This is a genomic window from Geodermatophilus sabuli (genome assembly GCF_010686765.1).
GTDB classification, from domain to species: Bacteria; Actinomycetota; Actinomycetes; order Mycobacteriales; family Geodermatophilaceae; genus Geodermatophilus; species Geodermatophilus sabuli_A.
The window spans coordinates 196,083-208,407 of the sequence record NZ_JAAGWF010000005.1; the positions used below are offsets into that span (position 1 = coordinate 196,083).

The window sequence follows — 12,325 nt, forward strand, 5'->3', positions numbered from 1 at the left end:
GGGCGAGCCGTCCGTCCCCCTCGGCCGGCCGCCCCGCCCCCGGTCCGGGCCACCATCGCTCAGCACAGAGAGGACGACCGGCATGCATGCGCTCCGCAGCGCGGACGACGGGTCCGGAGGTGCGACGTGACCATCGTCGACACCGGCTGGTTCCGCATCGGTGCACGCGTCCTGGTGGTCGCCGCGCTGCTGGCGGGCTGGCAGTACCTCAGTGCCGCCGAGATCCTCGACACCACCTCGTTCCCCAGCATGACGGCGACGATGGCCGAGGCGGGCCGCCAGCTGCAGTCCGCCGACCTCTGGCTGGCGGTCTGGGAGACCGTCCGCGGCTGGGGCCTGGGCCTGCTGATCGGCTGTTCGCTCGCCATCGTGGTGGGCACGCTGCTCGGGCTGAACCGGTTCGCCTACCTCAGCGTCATCCCGGTCATCGAGTTCTTGAAGACCGTCCCGGTCATCGCGATCCTGCCGCTGGCGATCGTGGTCTGGGGCGCCACGCTGGACATGAAGGTCTTCCTCGTCGCGTTCGGCGTCTTCTGGCCACTGACCATCCAGACCATCTACGGCGTCCGCGCCGTGGACCCCGTGGTGCGGGACACCGCCGCCGTCCTCCGGCTGCGCGGGCTGCGCAAGTTCCTCAACGTGACACTGCCCAGCGCCGCGCCGTTCATCGCGACCGGACTGCGCGTGGCCGCCGCGGTGGGCCTGATCCTGACGATCATCGCGGAGCTCATCGGCGGCGCGCCGGGCCTGGGGCTGAGCATCCTCACCTCGGTGAACGCCGGCCCCTCGCGGCTGCCGGCGACGTACGCCTTCATCCTCTTCACCGGCGTGGCCGGGGTGCTGGTCACCAGTGCCTTCGCCTACCTCGAGCAGCGCCTCCTGCACTGGCACGAGAGCCAGCGCAACGCGGCAGCGAAGGCGGCCTGACATGACCCCGAGCCCCGACGCGCCGTCCCGTCCCGAGACGGGCCGGACGGCGTCCGCGGACGTCCCCTCCGTCGCCGACCCGATCGTCGCCGCGGCGACGACGCCGTCCCAGCAGTTCGCTGCCCGCTCGGGCCGCGCCCCGGGGGGCGGCGCCGGCCGGCTCCTGCGCGGGCTGTGGTCGAACCTGTGGCGGCTGTGGTTCTTCGTCACCGTGCTGGTGCTCTGGTGGGTGCTGTCCGCCGACTCCACGTCGACGTTCTTCCCGCCGCTGCGCGACATCGCGCAGAGCCTCTACGACACCTGGATCGCCGGCGAGGCCCGCAGCGACCTGTGGTCGAGCCTGCGGCACTTCGCCGTCGGCTACACGATCGCCGGCGTGCTCGGCGTGGCCGTGGGCGCCCTGCTGTGGAAGTTCCAGCGCATCGGGCACGCGGTCTCCCCGGTGCTGTACTTCATCTACGTCATCCCGACCGCCGCCCTGCTCCCCGCGATCGTCGCGATCATGGGGATCGGGTCGTCCATGAAGATCACCATCATCGTGCTGGCCGCGATCTGGCCGACCATGCTCAACACCCTGGACGGGATGCGGGGCATCGAACCCCTCCGGCTGGACACGGCCCGGGTGCTGCACATGTCCCCGCTGGCCACGGTGCGGTCGATCGTGCTGCCGGGCGCGATGCCGCAGATCATGGCCGGGTTGCGGCACAGCCTGCAGATCGGCGTGATCATGATGGTGGTCAGCGAGCTGATCGCCTCCCGCGAGGGCATCGGCTTCTTCATCCTCGAGGCCCAGCAGCGGTTCGCCATCACCGAGATGTGGACCGGGATCATCGTGCTCGCCGTCGTCGGCAGCATCCTCACGTTCCTCTTCATCGCCGTCGAGCGTGTCGTCCTGGCCTGGTACATCGGCGCGCGCGCCGTCGAGCAGAAGGGTTGAGCCCCGTGTCGCACCCCGCGGTCACTCCCACGTCCCACTCCGGCACCGGCACCGAGCCCGTGCTGTCGGTCCGGGCGCTCCAGAAGGCCTACAACGTGGGCAAGCCCAACGAGCGGCTGGCCATCGCCGACGTCACGTTCGACGTGGCCAAGGGTGAGTTCGTCTGCGTCGTCGGCCCCAGCGGCGCCGGCAAGACCACGCTGCTGCGCTGCCTGAGCGGGCTGCTGGCGCCCACCTCGGGCGAGGTCCGGTTCGAGGGCGCACCGCTGCAGGAGGTGCCGGCCCGGCTCAGCGTGGTCTTCCAGGACTACAGCCGGTCGCTGATGCCCTGGCTGACGGTCAACCGGAACGTGGCCCTGCCGCTGAAGGTCGCCGGCGTGGCCAAGCGCCAGCGGGAGGACCGCATCGCGGAGGTCCTGCACGCGGTCGGCCTCGGCGACGTGGGCCGCAACTACCCCTGGCAGCTCTCCGGCGGCATGCAGCAGCGCGTGGCGATCGCCCGGGCGCTGGCGCACCAGCCGGACATGCTGCTGATGGACGAGCCGTTCGCCTCGGTCGACGCCCAGACCCGCTTCGACCTGGAGGACCTCATCCTCAAGGTGCGGTCCGACCTCGACATCACCGTCGTCCTGGTCACCCACGACATCGACGAGGCCGTGTACCTGGCCGACCGGGTCGTCGTCCTCAGCGGGGCCCCCAGCCGGGTGGAGGAGATCGTCCCGGTGCCCCTGGGCCGGCCGCGCAACCAGCTGGTCACCCGGTCCGAGGAGACCTTCGCCCAGCTGCGCCGGCACCTCATGGAGCTGGTCACGGCGCACTGAGCGCCGGCCGCCCCCCCACCCCACGACGAGGAGATCTCCCCACCGATGTCCACACCCGCCGCCTCGGCGCTGCTCGACGTGATCCGCGACTGGGGGGCGGACAAGCTGTTCACCTGCCCCGGGAGCACCGAGGCCGCCGTCCTCGACGCGCTGGTCACCCGCACGGACGTCGAGCTGGTGCTGACCACCCACGAGGCGGTGGCCGTCTCGATGGCCGACGGGCTGGCCCGGGCGACCCGCGAGCCCGGCGTCGCCTACCTGCACGCCAACGTGGGGCTGACCAACGGGCTGAGCCACCTCTACGCCGCGCAGCTGGCCTACTCCCCCGTGGTCGTGCTCAACGGGGTCAAGGCGACCTCGATCCAGTCGCGCGAGGGTTTCACCACCGGGCGGCGGATGCGCGACCTCGTGCACCAGTACGTGAAGTCCGACTGGCAGTCCCTGACCACCGAGGCGATCCCCGAGGACGTCAACCGGGCCTTCCGGACGGCGGTGACCGAGCCGGCCGGGCCGGTCTGGGTCGCGCTGAGCCAGGACCTGCTGGAGAGCGCGGCGGAGGTGCCGGTGCCGGCGGTCGACCGGTACCGGTTCGACTCGCGGACCGCGCCGAGCCCGGACGCGGTCTCCGCCGCCGCCGCGCTGATCGCCGCCGCCCGCCGCCCGGTGTTCGTCGCCGGCAGCGAGCTGGCCCGGGTGCGCGCCGTGGAGGGGATGGTGGCCCTGAGCGAGCAGCTCGGCGCGCCAGTGCTGCACGAGGACCGGCGCGGCTTCGAGCGGCCGGGTTTCCCCACCGACCACCCGAACTTCCGCGGCCAGTACACCGTGGACCACCCGCTGGTGGCGCAGGCCGACCTGCTGGTCTTCCTGGGCGCACGCCTGTTCAACGAGTTCGAGCCGGCCAAGGTCCCGCCGCTGCCGGCCGGGACGCCGATCGTGCACAGCCACACCGACCCCAGGCACCTCGCGATGGTGCACGGGGTCGACGCCGCGCTGGTCGGTGACCAGGGCCTGGTCCTGGACGCGCTGGCGGCGGCCCTGCCGACCGGCGCATCCCGCGAGGTGCCCCCGGCCACTCAGCCGGCACCGCGGCCGCCCTCGGCGTCCGGGGCCCCGCTGCGACCGGCCGACGTCGTGGACGTGATCACCGAGTCGCTGCGTGGCACCGCCCTCGTCGGCGACGCCACGACCGCCGGCGGCATCCTGCAGCAGCGCGCCCACCAGCACGGCGGCGACGACTACTTCGTGTCCACGTCCGGCTCCCTGGGCTGGGGCATGGGCGCGGCCCTCGGCATCGCCATGGGGATGCCCGACCGGCGCGTCGCGGCGGTGCTCGGCGACGGCGTCTTCCAGTTCGGGATGCCCGCCCTGTGGTCGGCCGCCCGGACCGGCCTGCCGGTCACCTACGTGGTGATGAACAACCAGAGCTACGCCGCGGTCGGCGCGGCGCTGAAGCGGTTCGGTGGGACGGCGGTCGAGCGGCAGGACTACCCGGGCGTGGACATCGCCGGCCCCCGGATCGCCGACATCAGCACCGGCTTCGGCGTGCCCGGCCAGCGGGTGGACACCCTCGCCGAGCTGCGCGAGTGCCTGGACGCCGCCCGCGGTGTCGACCACCCGACGCTCGTCGAGGTGATGACCGACCCCAGCGAGTTCGGCCCCTGAGCCGCCGTCCCGGCGGGGCGGGGATGGCCATCCCTGCGCGTCCGGGACGCGCCGGCTCAGATCGAGGGGTGCGGCGGCTCGCTGCGCGGTGCGCTCGCCGCCTCGGCGAGCAGCTGCTCCCCCAGGTGGTGGGCGAGGGTCCGGCCGGTGCCGAACCGCGAGGCCAGGGTGTGGCCCCGCTTGACGTGCACGTGCAGCGGGTGCTCCCAGGTCATCCCGATCCCGGCGTGCACCTGCAGGGCGGTGCGGTCGGCCAGGGCGAACGCCCGGCGCGCGGCGACGGCCGCGCAGACGACCGCCGTCCGCGCCGAGGCGGCCCCCGCCTCGACCTCGCACGCGGCCGACCAGACCGCGCTGCGGGCGAACTCCAGCTCGACGTGCACGTCGGCCAGCCGGTGCCGCACCGCCTGGAAGCTGCCGATCGGGACGCCGAACTGGGTGCGGTCGGTCGCGTACGTCACCGACGTGTCCAGCAGCCAGCGGGTCACGCCGAGCAGGTGGGCCGCGCCGCCCAGCCGGCCGAGGGCGAGCACGCCGACCCCGGCCAGCGGCGGCAGGGACCGCCCCGCCCCGACGTCGAGGTCCGGTGCCCGGGAGGAGCGCTCCAGCCGGTCGGCGGTCGGCACCGGCTCGAGGCCGCCCAGCGCCTCGGCGGTCAGGACGACGTCGCCGGCCGGGCCCGGGACGGCGACGACGGCGGCGGTGTCGAGGTCGGGGCCGCGCAGCGTCTCGTCGACGGCGCTGCACCAGTCGGCCCCGGCCAGCACCCGGTCCAGCTCGCCGGCGCCCGCCCCGTCGAGGGCGTCCAGTGCCGGCGCCCCGATCCACAGCGTCTCGACGACCGGCCCGGCCAGCAGGATGCGGCCGGCCTCCTCGGTGAGCAGCACCAGGTCCGAGGGCAGCAGCCCCAGCCCGCCCCGCTCCTCGGGCAGCAGCGCCCCGAGGAAGCCGGAGTCGGCGAGCAGCCGCCAGCCGGGCCCCGGCCCGGCGCCGTCCGAGGCCCGGACACCGGCGCGCGTGGCCGCTGCGAAGACGGCCTCCGCCGAGGACGCCAGCTCGCGCTGCTCGGCGGTCGGCCGGAACAGGTGCAGCTCGGTCACCGCGGGAGCCCCAGGATCCGGTCGGCCACGATGTTCCGCTGGATCTCCGCGGTGCCGCCGTAGATGCGCCCGGCGCGCGAGTGCCAGAAGTCGACGTACTCCGGCGTCCCCTCGGCCAGCCGCAGGTCGCCGAACAGCTCGCTGCCCAGCTCCACGAGGTCCCGGTCGAGTCCGGTCGAGTAGAGCTTCACCACGCTGGACTCCACCCCGCCCGGCTCGCCCTCCCACTGGCCGGCGACCCGGCGGGCGGTGTGCGCCCGGTAGGCGTAGAGCCGCGCCGCCGCGGTGCCGAGCTCGCCGGCGGCCGCGGCGACCTGTGCCGGGGGGAGGTCGGCGGCGACGTCGCCCGCGAGCGCCGCCAGCCGCTGCCGGCTGCGCACCGGTCCGCCGGTGTCGGGGCCGCGCTCGAAGGACAGCAGGGTCATGGCCACCGCCCAGCCCTCGTCGTGCCCGCCGATCCGCTGGTCGGCCGGCACCTCGACGCCGGTGAGGAAGACCTCCGCGAAGCCGGTCCGGCCGTGCGCCTGGCCGACCGGGCGGACCGTCACGCCGGGGCCGCGCAGGTCGATGGCCAGGCAGGTCAGGCCGCGGTGCCGCCCGCCGGGCGCGCCGGTGCGGACCAGGGCGAACATCCAGTCGCTGAACCGCCCGTGGGTGGTCCACGTCTTCTGGCCGTCGACGACGTAGACCTCCCCTCGCAGCTCGGCCCGCGTGCGCAGACCCGCGAGGTCGCTGCCGGCCTCGGGCTCGGAGAACCCCTGGGACCAGATGTCCTCGGCCCGCAGCATCCGCACCAGCCAGCGCTGCTGCTGCGCCGGGGAGCCGAAGCGCATCAGGGTCGGCCCCAGGAAGCGCAGCGAGGGCCGGGTGATCCGCACCGGCCCGCGGGCGCGCTCGTACTCCTCCGCGAAGACCGCCTCGTGCAGCAGGTCCCCACCTCCCCCGCCGTGCGCGACGGGCCAGGAGATGCCCGCGTACCCGGCGTCGTGCAGGGTGCGCTCCCAGGCCTGGTGGGCGCGGAAGCCGTCGTCGGTGTCGACGTCGGGCAGCCCGCCGGCGGGGAGGTTGTCCGCCAGCCACGCGCGCAGCCGCCGCCGGAACTCCTGGTGGGCGGGCGGCATGGCCACCCGCATCCCCGCGCTCACCGCAGCGGTTCTCCGGCGTCGGTCGCGGGCGCGCCCGAGAGGCGCCACTTGGCGATCTTGCCGGTGGCGGTGCGGGGCAGGTCGTCGACGAAACGCACCACCCGCGGGCGCTTGAAGGCCGCGACCCGGGCCCCGGTGAAGGCGCGCAGCTCGTCGGCCGTGGCACCGCCCTCGGCGCCGGTGACGACCCAGGCCACGACCCGCTCACCGAACCGCTCGTCGGGCTCGCCGGTCACCGCGACGTCCCGGACGGCGGGGTGCTGGCGGAGCACGTCCTCCACCTCCTGCGCGGCGATGTTGAACCCGCCGGAGAGGATCATGTCCTTGCTGCGGCCGGTGATCTCCAGCCAGCCGTCCTCGTCGAGGACGCCGATGTCGCCGGTGTGGAACCAGCCGTCCTCGTCGGTGAACGGCGACTGCGCCGCGGCGCCGACGTAGCCGGCGCCGACGGCGTAGGACCCCGGCTCGCCGGACCGGACCAGGATCTCACCGGAGCCGGTGCGTCCGGTGATGCCGGTCCCGAGGTCGTGCACGGCCAGCTCGACACCCGGCAGGGGGCGCCCCGAGGACCGGGGGCGGGCGGTGAACTGCTCGGGCGGCAGCGCCGTGGCCAGGCCCGTCTCGGTCGAGGCGAAGAACGTCCACAGCTCGGTCCCCGGCAGCATGCCGGCCACCCGCTCGCGCAGCTCGGCCGTCATGGCCTCCCCGGTGACGCTCAGCACCCGGAGGCTGGCCAGCCGCGGACCGGGACGGGTGTCGGAGAACGCCAGGTCGCGGGCGATCGTGGGCACCATGCCGGTCACGGTGACGCCGAACTGCTCCACGGCGTCGACCAAGGTGCCCGGCCGGGCGTCGGAGGTGAGCACCGTGCGGGCACCGGTGAGCAGGCCACCGAGCAGCCGGACCTGGCCGACGCGGTGGCCCAGCGGCGTCGCGATCAGCACGGTGTCGGCCGCGGTCATCGCCAGCAGGGTGGCCGGCCCCAGGAAGGTGCCCAGCGCCTGGTTGGCCTGGGTCAGCCGCACGCCCTTCGCCAGCGCGGTCGTCCCGGAGGTGTAGAGGACGGCCGACTCGTCGTGGTGACGCGGCCGGGCGGGGTCGGCACCGGCCAGCGCCCGCTCGTAGGCATCGCCCACCAGCAGCGTGTCGACGTCCCCGCGCAGCCCAGCGAGGACGTCGCCGCGGTGGGCGGCGCCGTCGGAGACGACCAGGCCGATCCCGGCGTCCTCGACGAGGTGGCGCAGCTCGCGCTCCTGGTACCGGTCGTTGACCGGGACGACGCCGATCCCGGCCAGCTGGCAGGCGAAGAAGGCCTCAGCCCACTCCCGCCGGTTGGCCAGGTAGAGCCCCACCCGGCCGCCGGCCAGCGGCGCCAGGTGCCCGGCGAGGGCCTGCACCCGCCGGTGGAACGCGCCGAAGGACACCTCCCCCGAGGCGTCGACGAGCGCGGTCGCGTCCGGTCGCCGGCCGGCGACCCAGTGCAGCTGGTCGGAGACGGTCCAGGAGTGCGGCATGTCGGGGCCCTTCCGGTCGTCCCGTCGGTCAGATCGTGCGGCCGCCGTCGATGGACAGGATGCTGCCGGTCATGTAGTCCGAGTCCGAGGACGCCAGGTACACGAGGCTGGGGGCGATGTCCTCGGGCCCGGCCCACCGGCGCAGCGGGATCAGGCTCAGGAACTTCTCCTCGAGCTTGGGGTCCTCGCGCACCTTCGCCGACATGTCCGTGGCCGCGATCGGCAGCAGCGCGTTGGCGGTGACGTTGTAGCGCGCCAGCTCCACCGCCGCGGTCTTGACCAGGGCGACCACGCCGGCCTTGGCCGCGGCGTAGTTGCCGCCGCCGACCTGGCCGCGCAGCGCCGCCGGGGAGGTGAGGGCGATGAACTTGCCGCGCTTGTTCTCGATCCAGTGCGGGATGAGCGCCTTGAGGCAGACGAACGTGCCGGTGAGGTTGACCGCGACGACCCGCTCGAAGGACTCGACGGACATGTCCTTGAGCATGCTGGGGCCCACGATGCCGGCCGAGTGGACCAGCACGTCCACCGATCCCGCCCAGGCGATGGCCTCGTCCACCGCGGTGCCCACCTGCTCCGGGGAGGTGATGTCGGCCCGCCAGGCCCGCGCCTTCCCACCGGCCTGCTCGATCTCGGTCACGACACCGGCCGCGGCGTCGTCGTCGAGGTCGAGGACGGCGATGGTCGCGCCCTCCGCCGCCATGGCGAGGGCGCCGGCCCGGCCGATGCCGTTCCCGCCGCCGGTGATGACGACGGTGACGTCCTGCAAGCGGCTCATGCCTTGTTCTCTCCCGAGGTGTCGTGGGTGCGCGGCCTCCCGCGGCCGCGGGTGGGTGTCGCGGCGGATCCGGGGTACGCGACGGAACGGTTCCGCGGCAACGCTTGTTCTTGACAGCAGAACACTGTCCCGCTATCAACAACATCTCACGGCAGAAACGGCCGGTCAAGGAAGGAGCGGGGCCATCTCGACACCCACGTCGGTGCCCGCGTATCCCATCGAGTCGGTCGGGAACGCGCTACGCCTGCTGCTCCTCCTGCGTGATCGCTCGAACCTGCGGGTGTCCGAGTGCGCCGCAGAGCTGGGGATCGCCCGGTCGACGGCCCACCGGCTGATCGCGATGCTCGAGCACCACGGCTTCCTGCGCCGCGACCCGGACCGCCGCGGCTACCGCGCCGGCGAGGCGATCCTGTCGCTCGGGCTGTCGGCGGTGACCGGCCTGGACATCCGCGCCCGCGCCCGCCCCTTCATGGAGGGCCTGCGCGACGAGGTCGACGAGACGGTGGTGCTGGTGATCCAGGAGGGCGCCTCCGTCCGGTTCGTCGACGCCGTCGAGACCACCCGCGCCCTGCGGGTGGGCGGGCGGATCGGCCTGGTCCTCCCCGCGCACAGCACGTCGGCCGGGCTGGCCATCCTCGCGGCCATGACCCCCGAGCAGCTGCTCGAGGTCTATCCCGAGCGGACGCTGCCCGCCCGCGGCGACACCCCGCCACCCTCGTGGGCGGAGCTGGAGGAGATGCTGGCGCAGGCGCGGCGCACCGGGTACGCCGTCGCCTACACCGAGACCGACGTCGACATCGGGGCCGTCGGCGTCGCCATCCGCGAGGACCTCGGGCACGCCCGCGCCGCGCTCGCCGTCGCCGCGCCGGCGAGCCGGCTCACCCCCGAGCTGAGCGCCCGGCTGGGCGAGGCGGCGATGAGGACGGCCCGGCTGGTCAGCATGGGCTGACGGGTGGCCCGCTGCTCTCCACCTCGCAGCGGGGGCTCAGCCGTGCGCCTGGGCGGCCGCAGCCTCCGTGGGTGACGTCGGCAGCGCCGTCTCGGCCGGCGGAGGCGGGTTGCGCCGGATCGAGATCGACGCGGCCGCGGCCAGCAGGCAGAGACCGCCGGCGAGGAACCAGGCCAGGTCGTAGGAGCCGGTGACGTCGCGGATCACTCCCCCGCCGAACGCCGCCACCGCGGAGCCCAGCTGGTGCGAGGCGAACACCCACCCGAAGACGACGGGCGCGCGGGCGCCGAAGTGCTCCCGGCACAGCGCCAGCGTCGGCGGCACGGTGGCCACCCAGTCCAGGCCGTAGAAGACGATGAACGCGATCATGCTCACGTGCAGGTCCGGCCCGAAGAGCGTCGGCAGCGCGAACAGGGACATGCCGCGCAGGCCGTAGTAGGCCAGCAACAGCACCCGTGGGTCGACCCGGTCGGTGAGCCAGCCGGAGAAGACAGTGCCGACGATGTCGAACAGGCCGACCACCGCGAGCAGGCCCGCCGCCGTCGTCACCGGCATCCCGTGGTCGTGCGCGGCGGGGATGAAGTGCGGCTGCACCAGCCCGTTGGTCGACAGGCCGCAGATGAAGAAGCCGACCGCCAGCAGCCAGAACGGTCGCGACCGGGCCGCGAGGGCGAGGCCGCGCACCGCCGCCCGGGCGGCACCGGTGCGCACCGGGTCGACGTCGTCGGCCGCCGTTCCGCCGTAGGGGACGACGCCCAGGTCGCGAGGCCGGTCACGGAGCAGCCACGCCACCAGCGGCAGGACGGCGAGCGCGGCCGCCGTCGTGCCCAGCGAGGCCGCTCGCCAGCCCCACTCCGAGTCGATCCACGCGACCAGCGGCAGGAAGACCAGCTGCCCGGCCGCACCACCGGCGGTGAGGATGCCCGACACGAGCCCGCGCCGGGCGACGAACCACCGGCCGGTGACCGTGGCCACCAGCGACAGGGCCATGGAGCCGGCCCCGAGACCGACGAGCACGCCCCACAGCAGGACGAGCTGCCAGCTCGCGGTCATGAAGACGGTCAGCCCGCTGCCGAGTGCCACCACGAGCAACGCCGCCATCACGACGCGGCGGATGCCGAAGCGCTCCATCAGGGCCGCGGCGAAGGGTGCGGTCAGCCCGTAGAGCGCCATGTTCACCGCGACCGCGGCCGAGATGGTCGAGACCGACCAGCCGAACTCCGCCCGCAGCGGGTCGATGAGCACACCCGGGACCGCCCGGAACGCGGCCGCTCCGACCAGGGCCAGGAAGGTCACCGCGGCGACCCACCAGGCAGGATGGATGCGGCCGGCGCGGGCGATGGCGGGCGTCGTCACGGCGACGAGCATGACCGAGCTCCCTGCCCCACACGAGTGGCCCGACGGCCAACATGTGCAACGATCCGGCCATGACTCCAGGCCCGAGTCCGGCCAGGACACCGAGCCCGGCGCCCCGCCACGAGGTCGCCGTCCTCGCGCTGCCGAACACCATCGCCTTCGAGCTGGGACTCCCCCACCGGCTGCTCGAGTCGGCGGTCGACGCCGACGACCGCCCGCGCTACCGGGTCCGCGTCGCCACCCTGGACGGCGGACCGGTGCGCACCTCGGCCGGCTTCACCGTGCTGCCCGAGCACGACGTCACGCTGCTGGAGCAGGCGCAGACGGTCGTCGTCCCCGGGGTCTACGGCGGGCCGGCCATGACCGACGGCACCCTCCCCGACGGGCTGGCCCACGCACTGCAGGCGGCCGCGGGGCACGCGCGGATGGTGTCGATCTGCACCGGCGCCTTCGTCCTGGCCGCCGCGGGGCTGCTCGACCGCCGGCCGGCGACGACGCACTGGATGCACGCCGCGGCGTTCCGCCGGTTGTTCCCCACCGTCGCGCTCGACGCCGGCGTGCTCTTCGTCGACGACGGCGACGTGCTCACCTCGGCCGGCAACGCGGCCGGCATCGACCTGCTCCTGCACCTGGTGCGCCGGGACCACGGCAGCGAGGTGGCCAACCGGGTGGCCCGGCGCAACGTCGTCGCCCCGTGGCGCGAGGGCGGACAGTCCCAGTTCGTCGAGCGTCCGCTGCCCGAGTCCGGCGACACCGGCACCGCCGCCACCCGGGCGTGGGCGGCGCAGCGGCTGTCCGAGCCGCTCACGCTGGCCGACCTGGCGGGGAACGCCCGGATGAGCGTGCGCACGTTCACCCGCCGGTTCCGCGAGGAGACCGGGCTCTCGCCGCTGCGCTGGCTGGCCGGCCAGCGGCTGGCCCTGGCCCGGCAACTGCTCGAGTCCACCGACGCACCCGTCGACCGGGTCGCCACCGAGGCCGGGTTCGGCACGCCCGCCTCGCTGCGCCAGCACCTGCGGGCCAGCATCGGCGTGGCTCCCGGCGCCTACCGGCGCACCTTCCGTGGCACGGCTGTGACCGGCGCCTCGCCCGCCGTGGGGCACATCCGGACCCCGCGTCTGGTTGAGTGAGGTGTACCG

The 12,325-nt window shown here is 74.4% G+C and carries 11 protein-coding genes; 6 read left to right on the forward strand and 5 right to left on the reverse strand.

Translation table 11 applies throughout. The annotated features are described in order from the left end of the window. Positions 1 to 126 precede the first annotated feature (126 nt). Genes GCU56_RS04520 through GCU56_RS04535 form a run of 4 tightly spaced genes read left to right on the forward strand, consistent with a single transcriptional unit; the run spans position 127 to position 4,347 of the window. Positions 127 to 927 carry an ABC transporter permease subunit gene (locus tag GCU56_RS04520; protein ID WP_163480318.1) on the forward strand — a complete coding sequence of 267 codons (801 nt, stop codon included), beginning with the start codon at positions 127 to 129 and terminating at the stop codon, positions 925 to 927. A gap of 1 nt (position 928) precedes the next feature. After that, the gene (locus tag GCU56_RS04525) at positions 929 to 1,864 is read left to right on the forward strand and encodes an ABC transporter permease (protein WP_163480319.1); all 936 of its coding nucleotides are present in this window, start codon (positions 929 to 931) and stop codon (positions 1,862 to 1,864) included. A 5-nt stretch (positions 1,865 to 1,869) separates the two neighbouring features. Beyond that, on the forward strand, positions 1,870 to 2,685 hold the full coding sequence (locus tag GCU56_RS04530) for an ATP-binding cassette domain-containing protein (protein ID WP_204331433.1): 816 nt from the start codon (positions 1,870 to 1,872) through the stop codon (positions 2,683 to 2,685). Between the two features lie 45 nt (positions 2,686 to 2,730). After that, a complete protein-coding gene (locus GCU56_RS04535; protein ID WP_163480320.1) occupies positions 2,731 to 4,347 on the forward strand; it encodes a thiamine pyrophosphate-binding protein in 1,617 nt (538 codons plus the stop codon). A 56-nt stretch (positions 4,348 to 4,403) separates the two neighbouring features. Here the strand turns inward: GCU56_RS04535 and GCU56_RS04540 are convergent, their stop codons facing one another. Genes GCU56_RS04540 through GCU56_RS04555 form a run of 4 tightly spaced genes read right to left on the reverse strand, consistent with a single transcriptional unit; the run spans position 4,404 to position 8,881 of the window. Beyond that, a complete protein-coding gene (locus tag GCU56_RS04540; protein WP_163480321.1) occupies positions 4,404 to 5,447 on the reverse strand; it encodes an acyl-CoA dehydrogenase family protein in 1,044 nt (347 codons plus the stop codon). Then, positions 5,444 to 6,592, reverse strand: a complete 1,149-nt coding sequence (locus GCU56_RS04545) for an acyl-CoA dehydrogenase family protein (RefSeq protein ID WP_163480322.1) — start codon at positions 6,590 to 6,592, stop codon at positions 5,444 to 5,446. Before GCU56_RS04545 ends, GCU56_RS04540 begins: the two co-directional genes overlap by 4 nt. Then, positions 6,589 to 8,106: a class I adenylate-forming enzyme family protein gene (locus tag GCU56_RS04550; protein WP_163480323.1), complete on the reverse strand. Its 1,518-nt coding sequence runs from the start codon at positions 8,104 to 8,106 to the stop codon at positions 6,589 to 6,591. Before GCU56_RS04550 ends, GCU56_RS04545 begins: the two co-directional genes overlap by 4 nt. 28 nt (positions 8,107 to 8,134) lie before the next feature. Beyond that, positions 8,135 to 8,881, reverse strand: coding sequence for an SDR family NAD(P)-dependent oxidoreductase (locus GCU56_RS04555; RefSeq protein WP_163480324.1), 747 nt, complete (start codon positions 8,879 to 8,881; stop codon positions 8,135 to 8,137). Between the two features lie 202 nt (positions 8,882 to 9,083). Here GCU56_RS04555 and GCU56_RS04560 point away from each other — a divergent pair, with 202 nt between their 5' ends. Then, the gene (locus GCU56_RS04560; RefSeq protein WP_163480325.1) at positions 9,084 to 9,830 is read left to right on the forward strand and encodes an IclR family transcriptional regulator domain-containing protein; all 747 of its coding nucleotides are present in this window, start codon (positions 9,084 to 9,086) and stop codon (positions 9,828 to 9,830) included. A 36-nt stretch (positions 9,831 to 9,866) separates the two neighbouring features. Here the strand turns inward: GCU56_RS04560 and GCU56_RS04565 are convergent, their stop codons facing one another. Continuing rightward, positions 9,867 to 11,186 (reverse strand): MFS transporter, encoded by a 1,320-nt coding sequence (locus tag GCU56_RS04565; RefSeq protein WP_345771629.1) that lies wholly within the window; start codon positions 11,184 to 11,186, stop codon positions 9,867 to 9,869. A gap of 71 nt (positions 11,187 to 11,257) precedes the next feature. Between GCU56_RS04565 and GCU56_RS04570 the strand changes: the two genes are divergently transcribed. After that, positions 11,258 to 12,316 (forward strand): GlxA family transcriptional regulator, encoded by a 1,059-nt coding sequence (locus tag GCU56_RS04570; protein ID WP_163480327.1) that lies wholly within the window; start codon positions 11,258 to 11,260, stop codon positions 12,314 to 12,316. Positions 12,317 to 12,325: the final 9 nt, after the last annotated feature.